General features: G+C 35.3%; 17 protein-coding genes and 1 riboswitch. Of the genes, 2 read left to right on the forward strand and 15 right to left on the reverse strand.

Annotated features, from left to right (window positions below; all coding sequences use genetic code 11):
- Nucleotides 1-16: 16 nt before the first annotated feature.
- Complete coding sequence (locus tag HAV12_RS21435; protein ID WP_171571389.1) at nt 17-919, reverse strand: sulfite exporter TauE/SafE family protein; 903 nt, start codon at nt 917-919, stop codon at nt 17-19.
- A gap of 312 nt (nt 920-1,231) precedes the next feature.
- Here HAV12_RS21435 and HAV12_RS21440 point away from each other — a divergent pair, with 312 nt between their 5' ends.
- The gene (locus HAV12_RS21440) at nt 1,232-2,014 is read left to right on the forward strand and encodes a sulfite exporter TauE/SafE family protein (RefSeq protein ID WP_171571390.1); all 783 of its coding nucleotides are present in this window, start codon (nt 1,232-1,234) and stop codon (nt 2,012-2,014) included.
- Between the two features lie 39 nt (nt 2,015-2,053).
- On the opposite strand, the gene HAV12_RS21445 is transcribed toward HAV12_RS21440, so the two are convergent.
- The 13 genes from HAV12_RS21445 to HAV12_RS21505 form a co-directional block, all read right to left on the reverse strand.
- The gene (locus HAV12_RS21445) at nt 2,054-2,464 is read right to left on the reverse strand and encodes an Rrf2 family transcriptional regulator (RefSeq protein ID WP_171571391.1); all 411 of its coding nucleotides are present in this window, start codon (nt 2,462-2,464) and stop codon (nt 2,054-2,056) included.
- Nucleotides 2,465-2,599: 135 nt separating this feature from the next.
- A complete protein-coding gene (locus HAV12_RS21450) occupies nt 2,600-3,139 on the reverse strand; it encodes an RDD family protein (RefSeq protein ID WP_171571392.1) in 540 nt (179 codons plus the stop codon).
- A 4-nt stretch (nt 3,140-3,143) separates the two neighbouring features.
- The gene (locus HAV12_RS21455; RefSeq protein ID WP_171571393.1) at nt 3,144-3,653 is read right to left on the reverse strand and encodes an RDD family protein; all 510 of its coding nucleotides are present in this window, start codon (nt 3,651-3,653) and stop codon (nt 3,144-3,146) included.
- Nucleotides 3,654-3,852: 199 nt separating this feature from the next.
- A complete protein-coding gene (locus tag HAV12_RS21460) occupies nt 3,853-5,025 on the reverse strand; it encodes a PLP-dependent aspartate aminotransferase family protein (RefSeq protein WP_171571394.1) in 1,173 nt (390 codons plus the stop codon).
- Nucleotides 5,026-5,143: 118 nt separating this feature from the next.
- On the reverse strand, nt 5,144-5,575 hold the full coding sequence (locus HAV12_RS21465) for an OsmC family protein (RefSeq protein ID WP_171571395.1): 432 nt from the start codon (nt 5,573-5,575) through the stop codon (nt 5,144-5,146).
- A gap of 78 nt (nt 5,576-5,653) precedes the next feature.
- Nucleotides 5,654-6,358, reverse strand: coding sequence for a hypothetical protein (locus HAV12_RS21470; RefSeq protein ID WP_171571396.1), 705 nt, complete (start codon nt 6,356-6,358; stop codon nt 5,654-5,656).
- A gap of 113 nt (nt 6,359-6,471) precedes the next feature.
- Nucleotides 6,472-8,886 carry a bifunctional aspartate kinase/homoserine dehydrogenase I gene (thrA, locus tag HAV12_RS21475; protein WP_171571397.1) on the reverse strand — a complete coding sequence of 805 codons (2,415 nt, stop codon included), beginning with the start codon at nt 8,884-8,886 and terminating at the stop codon, nt 6,472-6,474.
- A 1-nt stretch (nt 8,887) separates the two neighbouring features.
- The gene (locus tag HAV12_RS21480) at nt 8,888-9,871 is read right to left on the reverse strand and encodes an alpha/beta fold hydrolase (RefSeq protein ID WP_240345207.1); all 984 of its coding nucleotides are present in this window, start codon (nt 9,869-9,871) and stop codon (nt 8,888-8,890) included.
- Between the two features lie 77 nt (nt 9,872-9,948).
- A riboswitch (SAM riboswitch) is annotated at nt 9,949-10,056 on the reverse strand.
- A gap of 187 nt (nt 10,057-10,243) precedes the next feature.
- Complete coding sequence (locus tag HAV12_RS21485) at nt 10,244-10,447, reverse strand: hypothetical protein (protein WP_132031946.1); 204 nt, start codon at nt 10,445-10,447, stop codon at nt 10,244-10,246.
- 630 nt (nt 10,448-11,077) lie between these two features.
- On the reverse strand, nt 11,078-12,166 hold the full coding sequence (locus tag HAV12_RS21490; protein WP_171571399.1) for an aspartate kinase: 1,089 nt from the start codon (nt 12,164-12,166) through the stop codon (nt 11,078-11,080).
- Between the two features lie 207 nt (nt 12,167-12,373).
- Nucleotides 12,374-13,675: an O-acetylhomoserine aminocarboxypropyltransferase/cysteine synthase family protein gene (locus tag HAV12_RS21495; RefSeq protein ID WP_171571400.1), complete on the reverse strand. Its 1,302-nt coding sequence runs from the start codon at nt 13,673-13,675 to the stop codon at nt 12,374-12,376.
- 54 nt (nt 13,676-13,729) lie between these two features.
- Nucleotides 13,730-13,918 carry a hypothetical protein gene (locus HAV12_RS21500; RefSeq protein WP_171571401.1) on the reverse strand — a complete coding sequence of 63 codons (189 nt, stop codon included), beginning with the start codon at nt 13,916-13,918 and terminating at the stop codon, nt 13,730-13,732.
- 378 nt (nt 13,919-14,296) lie between these two features.
- Nucleotides 14,297-17,143: a TonB-dependent siderophore receptor gene (locus HAV12_RS21505; protein ID WP_171571402.1), complete on the reverse strand. Its 2,847-nt coding sequence runs from the start codon at nt 17,141-17,143 to the stop codon at nt 14,297-14,299.
- A 538-nt stretch (nt 17,144-17,681) separates the two neighbouring features.
- Between HAV12_RS21505 and metK the strand changes: the two genes are divergently transcribed.
- Entirely contained in the window at nt 17,682-18,932 is a 1,251-nt protein-coding gene (gene metK / locus HAV12_RS21510; RefSeq protein ID WP_132031957.1) for a methionine adenosyltransferase, read from the forward strand.
- A 183-nt stretch (nt 18,933-19,115) separates the two neighbouring features.
- On the opposite strand, the gene HAV12_RS21515 is transcribed toward metK, so the two are convergent.
- Entirely contained in the window at nt 19,116-21,359 is a 2,244-nt protein-coding gene (locus HAV12_RS21515; RefSeq protein WP_171571403.1) for a CDC27 family protein, read from the reverse strand.
- Between the last annotated feature and the right edge of the window lie 49 nt (nt 21,360-21,408).

Raw genomic sequence — 21,408 nt, forward strand, 5'->3', positions numbered from 1 at the left:
CCCTTCTAAACTTATTTTATAATAATTTAGATAATGTTTTTAAACTCAATAAAATGATTAGTATTCCAACCGCAATCATCATTGGTTTTCTTTTGATTTTATTTATTAAAAATGCTGCTAATGGTGCCGAAATTACGCCTCCCAAAATCAAACCGATAATCACCTGCCATCCGTGGATTCCGCCAAAGAGCATGAAAGTGATACCACTTGCAAATGAAATCGCAAACTCTGCTGCATTTACCGAACCAATAGTGTATCTCGGATTTCTTCCTCTTCCTAATAATGTTGAAGTCACAATTGGCCCCCAGCCACCACCGCCAACTGAATCCATAAAACCTCCAAAAACAGCTAAAACACTTAATTTTTTAGTTTTCTTTTTTATAATGTTTTTTTTCAGGGCCTTTTTGATAATGATAACAGCCAAAATAATCATGTAAACTGCAATAAAAGGCTTGATAACATCGCCATTAATGACATCTGCCAATAAATACGCTCCTGTTATGGAACCTAAAACTCCCGGAATCAGCAAATGTTTTACCAGCTTTTTATTGATGTTCCCAAATCGGTGATGTGAAAGTGCCGATGCTCCCGTTGTAAACATTTCAGACACGTGAACCGCAGTGCTGCTCACAACCGGCGGAACTCCGTAAGCCAGTAAAAATGAAGTGGAAGTTGCTCCGTAACCCATTCCTAAAGTACCGTCTACCAATTGGGCAAAAACACCAATTAAGAAAAAAACCAAAAGCTCCTGATTAAATCCTGCTACAAATCCATTCCAGGTAAATTCCGAATAATGATTATAACCCAGTGTTATCAATAAACCAATTAATAATACAACCGGAATGATAATCCATAATCTCTCTTTTAAAGAAACTTCAGACTTTACTTCAACTGCGTTTATTTCCAATCCTTTCTCCATATTTTTTTTGAAATGTCTTTTTTTTAATCCATTACCCTATCGGCTTAGTAGATTACTATGCAAAAATAGTATTTATTTGTAAATAACAAAATAATATTTGGATTTTTTAATTCAAAAAAGAGCTGAATCTCAAACATTTAAAATAAAACTTACTTTTCTTTATAAATTTGATAACAATTCAGAATCACATAGCCTATTAAAGAACTAAAAAACACAGGCTTAGCAAAGTATTTACGTAATACTTCATATAATGTCTATAAAATCGATAGGATTATAGTGAATTAGTTGTTATTTTTGGCAAAATTTTTATTTATGGATTTTCAAATAGGACTTGTAATCGCGGGTTTATTCGTGGGTTTTATAGTAGGATTGACTGGTGTGGGCGGCGGTTCTCTGATGACTCCGATTTTATTGTGGTTCAACATTCCTCCTACAACAGCAGTTGGTACTGATTTATTGTATGCCGCTTTTACCAAAATGGGCGGTGTATATGTCCATAATAAAAAAAGCAATATTAACTGGAAGATTACAGGCTGGCTTTCTCTTGGAAGTGTCCCGGCTGCCTTACTCACTTTATGGATATTAGAAAGTATCAAAACCGATATTACAACACTAAATGCTTTAATTAAATACAGTTTAGGCTGGGCATTGCTTTTTACTTCTGTAGCGATTTTGTTTAAGAATAGAATTATGAAGTTTTCAAAAAAACATGCCGGCGACAGATTTCACAAAGAGAGTACTACTCAGAATGTACTGACTGTTGCCATTGGTGTACTATTAGGCGCTACGGTAACGCTTACTTCGATTGGTGCGGGTGCATTAGGAACAGTGACTTTATTTTTCCTGTATCCTCTGCTGCCTACTCCTAAATTAGTAGGAACTGAAATCGCGCACGCTGTACCCTTAACGCTTGTGGCAGGAATAGGGCATGCCTCAATGGGAAATCTGGATTTGGTTTTACTTGGACAATTACTATTGGGTTCTCTGCCCGGAATTTACATCGGAAGCATGCTAAGCGGAAAAGTTCCTGATTTATTCCTCAGAAACGCTATTGCCGTAATGTTGTTTATGGTAGGTTATAAATTGATTTTTTAAACCTTTTTATTTTTATTTCTTAGAAAAGTTTTATGAATCTTAGAAAGCAATATCTGCCAACGAATTACTTTCCAGTATTTTAAGTGTATTATCTCTAACCTCAGTCATTAAGCGTCTTGCTGCGCAGTTTGTTTCATCATCGCAATCATCGCATTTTTCATAAAAATTGTGGCTTGCACACGGAAGCAATGCAATCGGACCTTCCAAAATACGGTACACTTTGGCCATACTGATATCTTTCGGATCTTTAATTAAGTAATACCCGCCGCCTTTTCCTTTTTTAGCACCAAGAAAACCGGAGTTTCTTAGCAGCAACAAAATACTTTCCAGGAATTTAATTGAAATATGTTCGCTCTTTGCAATTTCAGCAATTTGTACAGGTTCGTTATTCTCGCGTCTTGCTAAATAAGTTAAAGCTTTGATTCCGTATTTTGTTTTCTTTGAAAGCACTTTTAAATATTTTAGATTTTAGAGTGTTGATTTTAGATTTTTATCCAAATCATCAAACTGTATATTTTAAGTAACAAAAATATGCTTTTTATATGAGAATAATAAAAATATGAAATTTAAATTCTACTTTACCTATCAAATTACTTCTTTAACTCCAATTAAATTCAAATCCTGTAATTTCATTTCATCCTCTAAGACATCTTTTTCAACTACATATGTATTAGAAAGAGAATCATGCCACATTCTTCCTGATTCTCCTAAAAAGGATAAAGCATCAAAAGGAATAAAACGACATAATGTTCTTTTGAAAATAATACCAAAACCAGGTTTTAATCCATATTCATTAATTACAATACTACCTGTCATTATTTTACCTAAAGTTCTGCCGGAAAAACTCTCAAAAATAAAATAGTAAACCATTGCAAAAGAAAGATACGTTCCTACGAAGCCAAGATGAATCAGAATTTCTCCCCACATTCTATATATATCCAATTGTAAAATATTACCCGTAATTACAACAATCAATGTAACAAGGAATATAGTAATAAGAATAAAAGCAAAATCAATAATACAGTTAAAGAAGCGATCACGATCAGAAGTTAGTAATTTCTTTTCAAGAATATCTATAAAAGCACTCCCGTTTTGATCTTTATTTTTTAATCTAATAATTTTCATTTTTTTATGCTTCTATTTCCTGAACACCAATTAAGTTAAATTCATGGAATATTTTTACTTCTTCATCTAAAGCTTTTTTATTCACTACATAAGTATCAGACATTGAATCATGCCATCCTCTTCCTGAACTTCCTAAAAACGAAAGCCCGTCAAAAGGAATTATTCTGCATAAACTTCTTTTAAGAATAGTCCCAAAATCAGGTTTTTCACCATTTTCATCCACTACAATTGTACCTGTGATTAGTTTAGCCAGAGATCTTCCAAACAAACCTTCGGTAACGGTGTAATAAATAATCGTGAAAAGAATAAAAAGTATTCTTCCTTCTAAATCACCAATGTTACCCATCCGGTTCACGAATCCGTTCAACCCTAAAAGAGCTCCGAAAAATCCTAAAAAAGCAGCCAAAAGAAAGAGTAAGGCGAGAATAAAAATATTATCCAAAAGATAATTAAGAAATCTTTGTCCGCCTGAAACTAATAATTTGTCATCAAGAATGTAAGTAGCGTTACTCATGTTTGGTTTGGTTTTAAGTTTGTGATTACTAATACTATTTAAATTTTAGCCCAAACAAAAATATACTTTTTAGCCAAACCACAATAAAAAGAATAACGATTTTTAACCGTAATTAAATTACAGCCAAAAATCGTTATTTATAATTTGCTTTATGGATTTCTAACAATCTAAAATCAGAAATCTAAAGTCTGAAATTTATTTAAGAAAGCGCCTGCTCTAAATCGGCTATTACATCCTTTACGGTTTCTAAACCTACGGAAACACGCACTAAACCTTGTGTAATACCAACCGCCAGTTGATCTTCTTCAGACAACTTGCTGTGTGTTGTTGAAGCCGGATGCGTAACAATTGATCGGGTATCTCCAATGTTAGCAGAAAGTGAGCAGAGTTTTATTTTATCTAAAAACTTTCGTCCGGCTTCTATTCCGCCTTTGATTTCAAACGCAATAATATTACCTCCTAAAAGCATCTGCTTTTTGGCGATTTCATATTGGGGATGTGATTTCAAAAACGGATATTTGACACTACTCACATTCGGATGCGCTTCTAAAAATTGCGCTACTTTTAAAGCATTTTCGCAGTGTTTTTCTACACGAATGGCGAGAGTTTCCAAACTTTTAGATAAAATCCACGCATTAAACGGAGACAAAGCCGGACCTGTATTTCTTGAAAATAAATAAATCTGTCGGATCAAATCTTCGCTTCCTACTGTCACTCCGCCTAAAACACGACCCTGGCCGTCAATTAATTTGGTTGCTGAATGCACTACCAAATGCGCTCCAAACTTAATTGGCTGCTGCAGATAAGGTGTTGCAAAACAGTTATCAATAATTAAAATCAGATTGTGTTTTTTGGCAATGTCTCCCAACAATTGCAGATCAATTATATCTACACCGGGATTTGTAGGGGACTCCGCGTATAATATTTTAGTATTAGGCTTAATGAAACTCTCTATCGTTTCCGGTTTGTTGATCTCAAAATACGAAGTTTCGATATTCCATTTTGGGAAATACGTCATAAACAACGCATGCGTCGAACCAAACACACTGCTCGCAGATACAATATGATCGCCTGCATTTAGCAAGGCTGCAAAAGTGGAATAAACGGCTGCCATTCCGGTAGCAAAGGCATATCCGGCTTCAGCACCTTCCATTTTGCATATTTTATCTACAAATTCAGTCGTATTCGGGTTACTGAAACGGCTGTAAATATTCCTCTCTTTTTCTTCTGTAAATGAAGCTCTCATATCTTCTGCATCTTCAAATACAAAGCTTGACGATAAGTATAAGGGCACCGAATGCTCCAGATACTGAGATCTTTCTAATTGTGTTCTTATGGCCTGTGTTTCAAAACCAAATTCTTGTTCGTTCATTTTTTTTTTGTTTAACATGAATTGCGCTAATGAGTACAAATCATCACTTTTTAAATTTCACAAAGATTCACTAAGGAATTTGATGCGAATTTTCATTATTTGAGAATTATCTAATTCTCTAATTTCCTAATTCTGTATCATTCAGTACAACTTTGTATTGTATTGTAGCAGTTGGTTCAACCGTTTTGGCTACTGAACAGTATTTCTCGAAAGAAAGCTGTGCAGCACGATGTGCCTTTTCCGGATTGATGTCACCTTCTAAGTAGAAAACCACATTGATTTCCTTAAAAGGTTTTGCTTCGTCTATCTGAACACGAAGTCCTTCTACCTCAGCATTAAAAGAGGTTATTTCCTGACGTTGTTTCTTTAAAATCGAAATCATATCGATAGCACTGCATCCTGCAACGCCCATTAGAACAAGCTCCATTGGACTTGCGCCTAAATCGCTTCCTCCAAATTCGGCTCTGCTGTCCACATCGACTACATGACCCCGTTCATTTTTTAATTTAAAATGAAATGCGTCATTTACTCTGTTTAAGGTTACTTTCATTTTTTTGTTTTTTGTTGTGTTTTTTGTTTTTTGAATTCCAAAATGGGAACTCAGGAATATTTTAAATTTAGAAATGTGCTATTTCTTTTTAGCTTTTGTTTTAGCTTTTACTTTTGTTTCCTGCGTTTTAGCTTTAACTACTTCTTTTTTATTACAATTGCTTTTTTCATAAAGCTCAATAATACGATTGGCTAAAGTATTTTTTTTGAAATTTTCAGCATTTACAGCTTCTAAAAAAGCCGGACAATCTTTAAACTGAAGGCTTGAAATATTTCTTACCGCTTTATCCATTCCTACATTTACAGACATCATTGCCGACAACATATAGACAAAATAAACACCATCCTCTTTTTCCTTTCCCATATAAAGCATGGTACCTCCTCCGGATCCCGTTGAAGTACCGTTAACAGGATTATACCTGAAAGTGGATTGAAGCGCGTCTACCGTAAGTTTAATGCCATTAGCATAAATTACGTACAACCAGGATTTATCACTGCTTTTCTTAACGCCTTTCTCTCCTTTGTCCTGAAGAACAAATAATCTTTCTGCCTGATATTTATTCCCATCCTTATCCACATACTCGACTTTTTTAAGCTCTTCACTCAAAATTTTCTCTGTATCTCCCTTTTCAGTAAGCCTGAATTTAACTTTAGAACTATTTATTTCAACGAGCTCTGCAAATCCTTTTTTAACCGTTCCGTTTTCAAAAGTTAAAACAGCTTCATAATATTTTGCCTGCATCGTAAAAGATATCAGACATAAAAGGAGATAGATTTTTTTCATTATTTTTTTAGGTTGATTTATTTGGGGCATGGAGAATTTGAAAATTTCAAATTCTTTATTTTTTTAATTTTTAAAATTTACTTTAACTTCTCAACTGTAGAAATCTAAAATCACTACTCCTTGTCTGATAATCTCAAAATATCTCCGAAAACGCCTCTCGCTGTAACCGCAGAGCCTGCACCTGCTCCCTGAATTACGATTGGTCGGTCTCCGTACGATTCTGTATAGATTTCAAAGAAAGAATCAGAACCTTTCAATCCGCCTAAAGCAGTGTCTGAAGGAACTGAAACTAATTTTACCTCCAGAATTCCTTTGTCGTTTTGCAAATCACCCGACAATTCTCCGATATATCGTAATACGTGATTTGGTTTTTGATCCGCTTTTATCTTTTCGTAAATTAGATCGAATTCTTTTAATTTAGTCAGGAAATCGGAAACATTTCCGTCTCTTAAATGTTCCGGAATAAGGTTCTGAATTGAGATTTCTTCAAACTCATTTTGCAAATCCAGTTCCCTTGCCAAAATCAATAATTTTCTTCCTACGTCATTTCCGCATAAATCTTCACGCGGATCCGGTTCTGTATAACCGTTATCAATTGCTTCCTGTAAAATCTGGCTAAACGGAACGCCTTTTGCAGAGAAATTATTGAATAAGTAACTCAGGGTTCCGGAGAAAACTCCTTTTATTTTCGTAATATTTTCACCCGAAAGGTGTAATAGTTTTATGGTGTCAATTAAAGGCAATCCTGCGCCAACATTGGTTTCATAGAGATAATTTTTTTGATTGTCCGACAAAGATTTTCTCAGTTCCTTATAGAAACCATAGCTTAGTGTATTCGCCACTTTATTGGATGAAATAAGGTCAAAACTACTTTCAATCAGTGAAATATAATTTTCTACAAAAGTGGCACTTGCCGTATTATCAATTGCAATTAAGTTTTCTAAATGGTGCTCATCTGCATAGGCAATCACATCTTTTATAGTGTAGGCAACTCCCTTATTCTGAATCTCATTTTTCCAATCTGAAGTTACGCCTTTTTTGTTTAAAATTACTTTTTTGGAATTGGCAATAGCGAAAACATTAAGTTTAATTCCTTTGCGTTTTTCAATTGCTGTTGTTGATTCTAATATCTGATTGATTAAAGTTCCCCCCACTAATCCGTGACCAAAAATCGCAATATTTATTTTTTTGGAAACTCCGAAAATTTCTCCGTGAATTACACTTAGCGCTCTGTTCAATTCTGATTTCTTAACCACCAAACTCACGTTTTTACCGGTAACGGTGTTGTTGAAGAGTATCGGAACAATTTTATTCTTGATTAAAGCGGTGTAGGGTTTATGAAACGTACTTAAATCCTGTCCGATAATCGAAATAACCGAAACGTTGTCCGTTACCGTAATTTGATTTACGTCTTTGGAATAAAAGTCATTTTCGAACTCTTTTTCTAATTCAACCATTGCCAATGTAGCTTTATCAGTGGCCACAACCAGACCGATTCCTCTTTCTGAAGAACCCTGAGAAATGATACTTACACTGATATTATGATCGCCCATTACTTTAAAAATTCGGGCATCAACACCTGCTTTCCCCAATAATCCGCGGCCTTCAAGATTTACCAGCGAAACATTTTCAAGAACAGAAAGTGTTTTAATTCCTTCTTTCGTAGCATCAGAAGTAATTAATGTACCTCTGTTTTCGTGATTAAACGTATTTAAAATTCGCAACGGAATATTTTTCTCCAGTAACGGAATTATCGTTTTAGCATGAAGGATTGTTGCTCCGAAATTAGCCAGCTCGTTGGCTTCGTTGAAAGACAAATATTCGATTTTTTTTGCGTCGGCAACCAAATCCGGGTTTGCGGTGTAAATTCCGTCAACGTGTGTGAAGTTCTGAAGCTCTTCGGCATTTAAATAATTAGCAATTAACGAAGCCGTATAATTACTTCCGTTTCTTCCTAAAGTGGTGGTATCGTTATTGTTGTTTGAACCAATAAATCCAGTTACAATATTTACGGTTTCTCCGTTATGCTGTTTGAAATAATTGACCACATTTTTCTTGGAAAGCTGTTCTAAAGGCTGTGCATCACCAAATTTTGAATCCGTTTTCAATAATTCCCTAGTGTCTACAAAATTGGCAGGAATCCCTTTTTCAATCAAAATTGCAGTCAGTAATTTAGCCGAAAGCAATTCACCTTTAGATAAAATCTGATCTTTGATTTTGTTACTGTAATCACCAATTAGGCTGACTCCTTCAAAAAGTTTATCCAGCACATTAAATTCTTCCGAAAAATCAACCTGTGGATAATCTGAAATCTGATAGGTTTTAAAACTTTCTAATAACGGCTTGTAATTTCCATTTTTAGAGGCAATTGTTAAAATATCTTCTAATTCATCAGTAGCATTTCCGCGGGCAGAAACCACAACGGCAATTTTCTCGCCCTGATTTATTTTATCTGTAATAATCGAAACAACTTTGTTAAGTCCTTCTCCGTTTGATAGTGATCTGCCGCCAAATTTTAATATTTTCATTTTATCTTTTTATTGTTTCTGCCTTAAAAATATCGGCAAGTAAATGGTCTAATTGTTTGTACTCGATTAAGAAAGCGTCATGTCCGTGTACGGAATCTATTTCGCTGTAATAAACATTGTCTTTGATTTTTTTTAATTCCTGATACGTTTCCCGATTTTCTTTTGCCGTAAAAAACAAATCTGAATTGATTCCGATAATATGAATATCAGCATTTGTTTTAGACAACAATGTCTCAAAATCGGCACTGTTTCTGGTAATATCTATGGTTTTGAGCAATTGATTCATCAGTTTATAGGATGATAATTGGTATCTCTTTTGCAATTTTTCTCCGTGATGTGCCAGCCAGCTTTCTATATTAAAGATTGAAAGACTGGTATTGACAGTGCGTTGAAATTTTTCTTTGAAGGATTCCGGAGACCTGTAACACAGCATTGCATGAATTCGGGCATCTTCTATGGGTCTTGAGGAATTGTTCAGGATTTGTTCCTGTAAATAACAATTCGCAATCATCCAGTCTGTCGATTTCCAGTCTGTTGCAATAGGTATTAAATTTTGAGTAATGTCAGGTTCAAGTGCCAGCATCTCCCAGGCAATTCCACCTCCCACGGAACCTCCGATGATGGTATGCACCTGTTCTATTTTTAGAAATTCAAGTCCTTTTATAAAAATTGCGGCAACATCCCTGGTGGTAAAATCCTGATACTTTTCAATGACAAAGGAATCAGCTCCGTTACCCGGAACATTAAATGCTAATACGGTGTAAAGATTAGTATCTATGGTTTTATCAGGTCCGATTAAGTCATTCCACCATCCATTTTCACCGGTAACCTCAGCATTTCCTGTCAGGGCATGATTAACCAAAACAACGGGTGCGCTGTGTAAGGACAAGCCGGCAATGGTAAAACTTAAGGGTAACGAATGGTAAACCGCACCATTTTCTGTGGTGAAATTTTGAATGTCTATAGGGTTTGGTATATTTTCCAATTTCAAATCTGTTGTATTATTGATTTGTATGAGGAAATATTAGAAAGAAAGTCTGGACGGAACCAGACAAATTCTTGTTGTTATCTTTCCACGTTTGGCGTGGTAGAATGCAGCACCTTCTTCGAATTAACGAAGGGTTGCTAAGGATTCATCGGGTCTAATCCCTCGTCCTTTCTTTATAACATTTCAATACGTGTCTGAACTTAACGGTGCAAATTAACTACTATTTTCTTAAACAAGCAAATTTATCTGAATTGATTCTTCAAATTCCTGAATATAATTCAATCTAAAACTATGGTACGCAAAAAATCACCGAACGTTGCGCCCAGTAAAATTAAGCAGGATTACCCCTATCTGATGATGCTTTTCGATTTAAATGAAAAGTGTTTCATTTTCTTTAGAATACATCAAAAACAATAATGAATTTGGTGCTTTTTTTTCTGCGTTTTTATCTGTTTCCGTAATTCCGAAGCTTGGATGAGCCAATTCATTTACCGGCGGCGGCGGATTGTTTCTTTTTTCTCTCAGGTTTTTCAATGCAGAAAATTTCTTTGTCAGGTAGTTTAATGTGCTCATAGTATTTAAGTTTAAGTAAGTTATCGTTTTATCTTTATTATTTGTTTATTTAATTGTTACCCTGTCAAAAGGAATAAAAAAACCCTTTTGGGTCACAATACCAAAAGGGTTTAAGTTTTTTACAACTTGTATATTCTTTTAGTATCAACAGACGCATGCACAAATACGTGCGACGCTAAACATCTTGTTCATCTGTAGGGACTTATTCATCTGTGAATTATTTGTTATTTTAAAAAATTTCTGCATCTGTATAAATTTAAAAAGCCTCTCAAAAATTTCGGGAGGCTTTGCTATATTTTTATTGTTTTACAATTTTAAGCAATAGACTTCCCAACGGTTTTAACCGAAATGGCACAAAACATTTTGTAGACATTTAAATTCATTTGATTTAGTAGCTTTTGGGTTTAACAAATATGCAAATATTATTTTAATTACACAAATAAAAATGAAGAATTTAATTACAAAAAACGTTAAAAAACACTCTTTTAACGTTAAAAAACATCTTACAAAAAAATAATTTCAATATAACTAAGTTAAAACCTACAATTAAACACTTTTGTCTTTCTAATTTATCTTCTCAAATCAGTTAATCAAAGAACTTTTTTTTCTTATTTACTCATTAAGAATACTTTACAGCCAAACTGCTTCTTTATTTTTAATCTTCTCCGCTACTTTCAAAATGTCACTAATAATTCCGCGGGAGATTGCCTGCTTACAAGCTGATGCACTTTTGATTACAATTGGGACGTCCGCGTAAGACTGCGTGAAGATTTCAAAAATCGTGTCAGAACCTTTTAATTGTCCTATGGCCGATGTGACCGGTTCGGAGATCAATTTCACTTCAAGCGTATTTTTCTGAACATCAAATTCCCCCACATATCGAAGCACATGATTATCAGCCTGGGTAATTTTGGCAATCTTGAAGGATCTGTCAATCGCTTCTTTATTCAGCGTACCGTTTTTCTCCAGGTATTCTTCTTTTATCAATGAATTGATTTTAATGTCAGAAAGCTCAAAATCTTTTCCAATTTCCCTCGTTAAGATCAATAATTTTCTTGCCGTATCATTTCCCGATAAATCTTCCTTGAAAGTAGAACGCATGAAACCTAAAAGACTGGCATCTTTTAAGATTGAAGAAAAAGAAGTTTCATCTGACGAAAACCGATTAAAGACATAACTCAGGTTGTCTGAAAAAACGCCTCTTATCTTAGTGATTTTTTCTCCTGAAGAATACAAGTCCCTTAGCGTCTGTAAAACCGGAAATCCGGTATCAACCGAAGTTTCATACAAAAACTCTTTATCGTACTTTTTCAGATTCTGCCTTATTTCTTTATAAAGTTCGATTGGTAAAGTATTGGCTTTTTTATTTACCGCAACAATATTAAAACCGTTCTGAATTAAGGTGTTATAATGACTGATCAATTCATCACTCGCTGTGGCATCAACGGCAATTAAGTTTTCGAATTCATTTTCTTTGGCAAATTCAACAATATCCTCGACTCTAAAAGGCACTGCCAGTTGAACAAAATTGGTTTCCCATGCATATCCTACGCCTTCTTTCTCGAAAAAAGCAACGGTTGAATTGGTGATAATCGGAAAATGAAAATCAATGTTTCTGTTCTGAAGAAAAAACTCCTGACTTTCGATAATCTGATTGATTAAAGTGCTCCCGATATTACCAATTCCAAAAAGGATAATATTTATTCTAAGCTTTGACATAATTTTAATTTTTAAAAACCATTTTTAGGTTAAGTAAACTATTATAATTTCAGTTAAGTAAAGCAAGCCCAATTTTAAATGACTTATAATACTTATGGTTTAAAATTTTATTTTTCAAACCTTTATAATGAATGTTTTTCATAAAAAATCACCTCTAGCAAAACTCACATTGCTAAAGGCAATTTTTCAAACAAAAAACAAAAAAACCTAATTTTTAATGCTGTATTGCGATTGCGTAACGCTTGCAAAAACAGTTTGCAGATCGGCAATTAAATCCTCGATATCCTCGATTCCGACAGAAAGACGAACCAAATCTTTAGAAACTCCTGTTTCCAGTTGTTCCGCATCTGTCAATTGCTGATGTGTGGTGCTTGCCGGATGAATAATCAGTGATTTGGTATCGCCGATATTCGCCAGAAGAGAGAATAATTTAGTTTCGTCCACCACTTTTTTAGCGGCATCAAAACCGCCTTTTAATCCGAAAGTGATAATTCCGCTTTGTCCCTCAGGAAGATATTTCTGGGCCAGATCAAAATATTTGTTTGATTTCAGACCCGGATAATTTACCCAGACTACTTCTTCCTGTTTCTCTAGCCATTCGGCCAGAGCCAAAGCATTTTCGCTGTGTTTCTTAATTCGGATTGGCAATGTTTCTAATCCCTGAATGATCTGAAAGGCATTGAACGGACTCAAAGCAGAACCAAAATCACGTAAACCTTCTATTCTTGCTTTTGCAATGAAAGCTGCATTTCCCAGAGCTTCATGGTACACCAAACCATGATATCCTGCTGAAGGTTCCGTAAATTCAGGAAATTTTCCGTTGGACCAGTCAAAAGTTCCGGCATCAATGATAGCACCTCCTAATGAAGTTCCGTTTCCTGAAATATATTTGGTCAGAGAATGAATGACGATATTTGCTCCGTATTCGATTGGTTTCAATAAATAAGGAGTAGCAACTGTATTGTCTACAATAAAAGGCACTTGGAAGGCTTTGGCTTCTGCCGAAATCGCTTTAAGATCCAATACATCTAATTTTGGATTCCCTAAGGATTCTACAAAGAAAGCTCTTGTGTTTTCTTTTGCTGATTTGGTGAAGTTTTTTGCATCAGACGGATCCACAAACGTCGTTGTGATTCCTAATCTCGGCAAAGTCACTTTCAATAAGTTGTATGTTCCGCCATATAAACTGTTTGATGCTACAATATGATCGCCTGCTTTCAGCAAGGTCAGGAAAGTGGTTGCAATTGCCGATGCGCCGGAAGCGGTAACAACAGCTGCAATTCCGCCTTCTAACGCTGCCAGTCGTTGTTCCAGAATATCATTTGTAGGATTGTTTAATCGGGTGTAGATAAATCCGGATTCGGCAAGTCCAAATAAATTGGCTGCATGATCTGAATTGTTAAAGACATAAGAAGATGTCTGATAAATGGGCACCGCTCTTGTTCCCCCGTTTTTAGTAACATCGTGTCCTGCGTGTAGTGCGTTTGTTGCAAATTTTGGTGTGCTCATGATTTCTTATTTTTTATATTGTTAAATGGTATGTTGAATTGTGATTGGCTTATTTTAATTGGAAAGTTTTTTTTCTCCAAGTTCATAAATTTGAAACAGTAAAGACTTCCGGCCTCTTAAAGAAGACTCTTCCTTGCGTAGCGTTCTTTCTGTTTGTGTACCTGCTATCGAATTGATGCTGCTTTGAGACGCTGTATCCGACAACCATTGTATTGTTTTTGAATATTTATTTGTTGTTTTCATGATTTTGATTTTAAAAATGTTGAAATAAAAAACCCTTTTGGCTGGCTGACCAAAAGGGTTTATAGTTGTAACTATAACAAAGATTTATCTTTCACTTTTGGCAACAGCAGATCGGGGCGCATTTACGCATCATACAACATATTATCATTTTGTCTGCAATTGTTTTCATTTTATAAAATTGTATTAATTTAAAACACTTTATTTTTTAATTCTACTAATTTGATAGAGTAAATATAATAACTATTTTCTAACTACCAAACAGAAACCTATAATTTAACATTTAAAAAGAATTCAGCGTTGAAAATTTTTCTGAAATTCTTTGTAAATCCCTTTCAGATCAGGCTTTGCTGTATTTTGACCTGAAAGGGATTTTTTTATTTAAAATTTAAAACTCAAACGCGCGAAACCAAATCTTCCGTTTAACCCGAATTGCGAAACTGCTCTGGAGTATGCAAACTGATTGGCATTCGTTAAATCTGTACTCGGAGCCGGTGAAAATGTTGGGGTTGTGTTCGTAAAGGCCGGTGTTGACGGATTATTTCTGTCCGGATAAACATCACCTATATTATTAACACCAAGTGTCACTCTGAATTTTTCACTGATCTGATATCCGAAAGATAAATCAGTTACAATTTTTGCGCTGTATTCCGGATGCTCGTACACGGAAGAAAACCCGTCTAAGTTTACATCTGTCGCCCCCGGATCAGTCACTTTTCCGAAATAACTGTTTCTTAAATAAATATCCAGTTTTTTGATATTGAAAGTCGTTGTTAAATTGGCTTTCAGTTTCGGAATTGCTTCTTCCAGATACACTCTGCTGGACTCCGGAAAAAAGGAGTATTTAAAAGGTTCTCCGCCGGCATTAATAATAGACTGCGGAACATTTAAATCGCCTACTCTTTTAGTTTCATTATAACTGATTGCAAAATCATTTCTAATAGTGAAATCCTGAATCACATCATATTTCTGAGAAATCACGACATCTACTCCTTTTGTTTCAGAGTTGATTCCGTTGGTCCAGAAAGAAGCTCTTTCCACACCTTTTAAATCAAATGCTTCCTGAAATAATGTTAAGGCTTCTGCCTGCTCCGGTGATGTTGCCCCTCCAATTTGTGCGTCTGTTGGTCTTGAATACTGACCCGTTAAAACTACCCTGTCGTCGATTCTTGTAAAATAAGCATCAGTAGCAATCGTAATATTGGCCGATGGAATTTTGAATGTAAATCCTGTACTTACGCTTTTGGATTTTTCCGGTTTTAAATTTTCCACACCGATACTTTTTGCCGCATCAGAGTCATTTGTAAAATAACCTACCTGATAAGGGGAACCATTTATAAACTGAGTAGAACTGGATTCGAAATATTTTTGCTGCAGGGATGGCGCTCTGAATCCGGTTTGCCCTGAAACTCTCCAATTGATAAAATCATTTAGTTTTAAAAGAGACGCTAATTTAAAAATCACCATATTTCCAAAATCTGAATAGTTTTCAAAACGTGCTGCTCCGTTTAAAAGCCAGTTTTCTGTCGGGTTTAGTTCTAAATCGACATAAGCGGCAACACTCTTTCTGTCTTTTTCCTTAGCATCTGCGGGCTGAAAACCTGAAAATCCCTGTGCTCCTGCGCCACGCTTGTTTCCAAAGAAATCGGTCACAATTAAGGGTGAAGTCGTTGGCAATGCTCCGGAAACAAAATTCCCGTTGACGTCGTACAATCCATAAGAGGCTTGTTCTCCGGCTTTAATCTGATAATTTTCATATCTGAATTCGCCTCCAAAAGCAACATTCAAACCATTCAGTACATCCAGTTTTTTAGTAAAATCCAGGTTAGTGGTACTTTGCAAAAACGAAACCTTACCGGCATCAAAACTAGTGGGTGATGCCGTTCCTAACGTTGCATTTATGGTATTGTTTACGCCATATTTAAAAGAGTTTGTCCCAAGATTTGAGCTGATATCCGTATCAAATCCGAATAACTGAGTGGTGATTCCTACTGCCGCGGAAGCGTCTAAAATGTCTGATTCTATTTCCGGCAAAAATCCGTTGGAATACACTTGCGTGAAAGTTCCTGAACCATTTGGAAGTCTGTTGAAAGCATACGATTTTCCGTTTCTATAGGAAACTCCCCCAAAAGAATAAAGGGATGTCAGATCTGTTAAAGGATATTTTCCATTATAATACAATTGTCCCGTAGCCAGTTCTGACTGACCAACGCTCATATTATAATCGCTTCTTTGCTGACCTCTGTAATTAAGTTCGTTATTGGTAACATCAAAATTTAATGCCGTCTGAATCTGAGCAATTGTAGATGCAGAAGCAATAGCCGTCTGCTGTGCCGGTGTAAAATAGCTAACCTGTGGGGCATATTGCTGCAAAGTACTTATAATCTGAGCCGAATTGGGTGTCGTATTAATATTGCTGAACAAGGAATTCACCTGAACTCCGTTCTGAGCCGCTCTGTTTTCAACAGCATTGTAAGCATTAAAAATAGCATTATTCCTAATTCCGGCGCGGCTTGTTGCCTGTCTGGTAACGGCACTTCCCGTAAAATTCAGGTAACTTCCTGCTTTACCCAAAGAGGTTCCGTAATTTAAATCCAATTGCAAAGATTGCCCGTCGCTTCCGCCTTCAAAATTATTGGAACCGGATGACAGATTAGCTCCGTACTGGATATCGCCTGAAACATATTTTGCGTTCTTTTTCAGTACAATATTAATCACTCCGGCAATGGCATCTGAACCATATTGTGCGGCAGCTCCGTCTCTTAAAACTTCAATTCGCTCGATCGCATACGATGGAATTGCATTTAAATCCGTACCCACGGAACCTCTTCCCGGAGATCCGTTTATGTTTACCAAAGCACTGGTATGCCTTCTTTTCCCGTTGACCAGAATTAAAACCTGATCCGGTCCCAAACCTCTTAATTGTGCCGGATCAACGTGATCTGTTCCATCTGCAGTAGAAGTTGGATTACTGGTGAAAGAGGGTGCTACATAATTTAATATTTGCGTCACGCTTGTTTGTGGGGCACCTTTGGTTATTTCTGAAATGTTGAATATATCAACAGGAACAGGCACATCTGTTTTTACCCTGTTTTTACTTCTGGAACCTACGATTGTTACTTCAGACAATTCGTTGTTCTGCAAACTATCCGTTTCTGTTTTACTGTTCTGAGCGTACAATCCGGAGAAGGTAGCTAAGCCAAAAAGTACTAGTAATTTATTTTTCATCTTATTTAATTTGGATATGATTATTCTGGTTTATAATTGGATTTAATTCTTAATTTATTTCAGTTTAGAGCAAAAAAAAACCTCTGCAGCTGGCAGAGGTTCTTGTTTTATATCTTAAAAATAATCTACAATAATCTCTATGCGGAAGCTTCCGGCATCATACAAGACATGTTTTTGGAGATTGATTTCATATTTTCTTTTCTTTTGATTGGGCAAATTTGAGAACTTTTTTTGGAACCGCCAAAGAAAAGTCAAAAATATTTCTACTACCCTATCAAATTAGTATGATATGTTAAATTTATACTTAATAAAATAAAAAAAACATAACTTTAATTTGCAAATCAAAATGGTTTTATAACTTTGCACGCGAATACAGAGGAAAAATTTGAACTGATTGCAACCTCTTCATAATGAAATGGTTCGTTATGAATACTGAAACGTTTTTATTTCAGTAGTAAAAAATGCTAAAGCAGAAACTCTCCTTTAGCCTTTTTTAGCAATTTTTTTACCTCGCTTAATTTTAATTTAATAAATTATTATGGCTTATTTATTTACGTCAGAATCTGTTAGTGAAGGGCATCCAGACAAAGTTGCAGATCAAATTTCGGATGCATTAATTGACAACTTTCTGGCATTTGATGCTAATTCAAAAGTAGCATGTGAAACTTTAGTGACAACGGGTCAGGTAATTTTGGCCGGTGAGGTAAAATCGAATACCTATCTTGATGTTCAGCAAATTGCTCGTGATGTAATCCGTAAAATCGGTTACACTAAAAGTGAATACATGTTTGAAGCGAATTCTTGTGGAATTCTTTCGGCCATTCACGAACAATCTGCCGATATTAATCAGGGTGTTGACAGAGCTAAGCCAGAAGAGCAAGGTGCAGGAGATCAGGGAATGATGTTTGGTTATGCAACTAACGAAACCGAAAATTACATGCCACTGGCACTTGATTTATCTCATAAACTATTACAGGAACTTGCGATCTTAAGACGCGAAAACAAAGAAATCACTTATTTACGTCCTGATGCAAAATCTCAGGTTACTCTAGAATATAGTGATGACAATAAACCAACTCGTATTGATGCGATTGTAATTTCAACTCAACACGATGATTTTGAGGAAGAAGCTACAATGCTGGCTAAAATCAAAAAAGATATTATCGAGATTTTGATTCCGAGAATCATTGCCAAAAATCCGGCTCACGCTCATTTATTCAATGATAAAATTCAGTATCACATTAACCCGACAGGAAAATTCGTAATTGGAGGACCTCACGGAGATACTGGTTTGACAGGAAGAAAAATCATTGTTGATACATACGGTGGAAAAGGTGCTCACGGTGGTGGCGCTTTCTCCGGAAAAGACCCGAGTAAAGTAGACAGAAGTGCTGCTTATGCTACACGTCATATCGCTAAAAACTTAGTGGCTGCAGGTGTTGCTGACGAAATCTTAGTACAGGTTTCTTACGCAATTGGAGTGGCTGAACCAATGGGAATCTTTATTGATACTTACGGAACTTCTAAAGTAAACCTAACAAACGGTGAAATCGCTAAAAAAGTAGAGGCTATCTTTGATATGCGTCCTTACTTTATTGAGCAGCGTTTGAAATTAAGAAATCCTATTTACAGCGAAACTGCTGCTTACGGACACATGGGACGTCAACCGGAAGTGGTAACGAAAACTTTTTCTGCTCCGGGAGGACATGTAAAAACAGTTACTGTTGAGTTATTTACCTGGGAAAAACTTGATTTCGTAGATAAAGTAAAAGCTGAATTTGGATTGTAAATTTAGATTATTAGACTGAATTATATTGTTAGACTGACTTAGATTTTTTTGACAACTACTTTTCTTAAACATAAAAAAGCCCGATTTCTAAAATTAGAAATCGGGCTTTTATTTTATGTATCTCGTCCTAAAAAAAGCCTTTGAAATAGTTCAAAGGCTTTTTTATTTTAATTGGTTCTGTTTTTAATACGTTCCGTTTTGCATTTTTTCCAGTACTGCTTTCATGTCATTTAATGTATCCGGTTCATAAACTGTAGCGGAATATTGTAATGCTTTTTTCTGTAACTCTATCGCTTTCTCTTTCTGCCCGTCTTTGTAATACAACTGCGCCAGCGTATCTAAATAATACGGATTGTTTTTGGTTACGGCAAGGCTGTATTCTGACCACAAAATAGCCGTTTTAATAAAAGCCGCATTTGCAGGTTTCTCTACCACAGACCAGGCCGCTGTATTGGCTAAGTTAGAATGATATTCCTTAAATGAATTCCATCCGTTATAAGAATACTCGGAATTAGCATCGATTGTTGCAAACAACTGATCTAAGGTCTCGATTACATTTCCTTTCTCCGTAGACAAATAGGTATTAAAATAAGTATTGAATTCTTTTAAGAAAGCAGTATTATCCGCACTTTCATCACTATCCTGACTCAGGTAAGCAAAATAATTTTTATAACATTCAAATCCGCCTTTTCCGATTGCAATTAACTTTTTATAGATTGAAATTATCTTATCCTGATTTGCCGTTCCTTCAACACCTTCCTGCGAAACATAACTGTTTATTTGCAAGGCAGATGAAATATCACCGCTTAAGTTCGTAACGCTTACAGCCGGTGCAGTTGCATCAACAACTTCTGATCTGGCTTTTTCAATAGCATCATAATGTTTGATTAAATAATCTATAGAAAGAAAATCGGTATCATTTAACACTCTGTCTTCTTTGAAAAACTGTTTAGAAAAGCCCTGGTTTTTAATTTCTTTCAAAATTGTTTCTACCAGAAGCATGTTGGGTTTTGTATCTTTCTGATGGGCTTCTATCAATTTTTTCCAGGTCTGCGACACCTCTTTTTTATCTAAAGCAGTTTTTGGCAGTTTAAAATCGACTGTATTATTTTCTGCCGCAACAGCCACTTCATAATCTGATTCGTAGTCATACGGCAATTCAAGCACTGCAGCTCTGTTAAATGCAGCAATCAGATCGACATCTGTTGCTTTTTTATTTTTTACTACTTTATTAAAAGTATTAAAGGCGTTCACACGCTGTACTTTTTTACAAAACTCATCATAGTAATTGAATTTGGCTTTTTGATCGTTTAAAGTAGATTTTGCACTTGTCAAAACATCTCCTTCTCCATTTAAAACAATGACACTCGGGTTGTCATTAATTTTATTTGCCTTAAGCCATTTTTTATCATCGGCAGTAGCCAGATAATAATTAAATATATCATACTGAGGATCATAAACATCGTACATATTGTAACCCACCTGTACTTCCTGCTCTTTTACAAAAGCATCAAAATCAGCTTTTGCAGATGGATTTTTACTATCTGTATAAACCACCAGAAATTTTGTCTTTGCATTTTTAGTTGCAGCAATTGCTTCTTTTAAGCTGCTCTCAATTTTAAATTTAAAATTAATTTTAGGAGAAGCATAAGCACTGTCAACAGTAACTGCTGAGCTGTCAGCAACAGTACCAAAATCATCCCCTAATAAAATTTCTTTTCCTGGATAAGTCCAGTTTGAAATAGTTTGTTTTTCAATTGGCAGAACTTTTGAAGCAATGACTTCCGGAGTTTCTTTTTCATTTAAAAACACCAATGGATTTTTCCCTTTCTGTTCTGAAATTTTAAGTTCATTTGTTTTCCTGTCAAAAATCCCTGTAATGTTTAAATCCCCTAAAACATCAAGTTCATATTTAATAGTCACTTCTGAAACATCTTTTGGCAAAGCATATTTATATAGCCTCGATTCCGAGTCATAACCTTCATAAACCAAATACAAATAATCAGTTTTCTCAATCTCAAATTCCAAATCCGGATTTATCCAATCGGGATCTACTTTTGTTTTAAGGTCTGAAACTTTCTGATACTGAACTGGCTCAGAACCCTTTTGTGTTCCTATATAAAGTGAATAATAAGACGGTTCTAAAAATTTAATCTTAATTTTTTTTGCTTTTTTATCATTCTTAAACGCAAGGTTAAAAGAATCATCTGTTTTTACCTCCTGAGAAAACAACAACGAATCACCTTTAATCTTGTATTCGCCGGAATAAAACACCAGCTCGTACTTATTATTGTCCAATAAATTTAACTTGATTTTTTGTCCTTTGTTTGTTGAGATATAAGTCCCTTTTTCAATACTATTTGTTTGAGAAAAAGAAACAGATATTAAACAAAAAAACGCGAAGAAACTCGATATAAAATTGCGCATGCTTACCTTTTTTGGTTGTTAATACTAAGCACAAAGATATTTGATTCTG

It is taken from the genome of Flavobacterium sp. CLA17 (assembly GCF_013112255.2).
In the GTDB taxonomy this organism is placed as follows: domain Bacteria; phylum Bacteroidota; class Bacteroidia; order Flavobacteriales; family Flavobacteriaceae; genus Flavobacterium; species Flavobacterium circumlabens.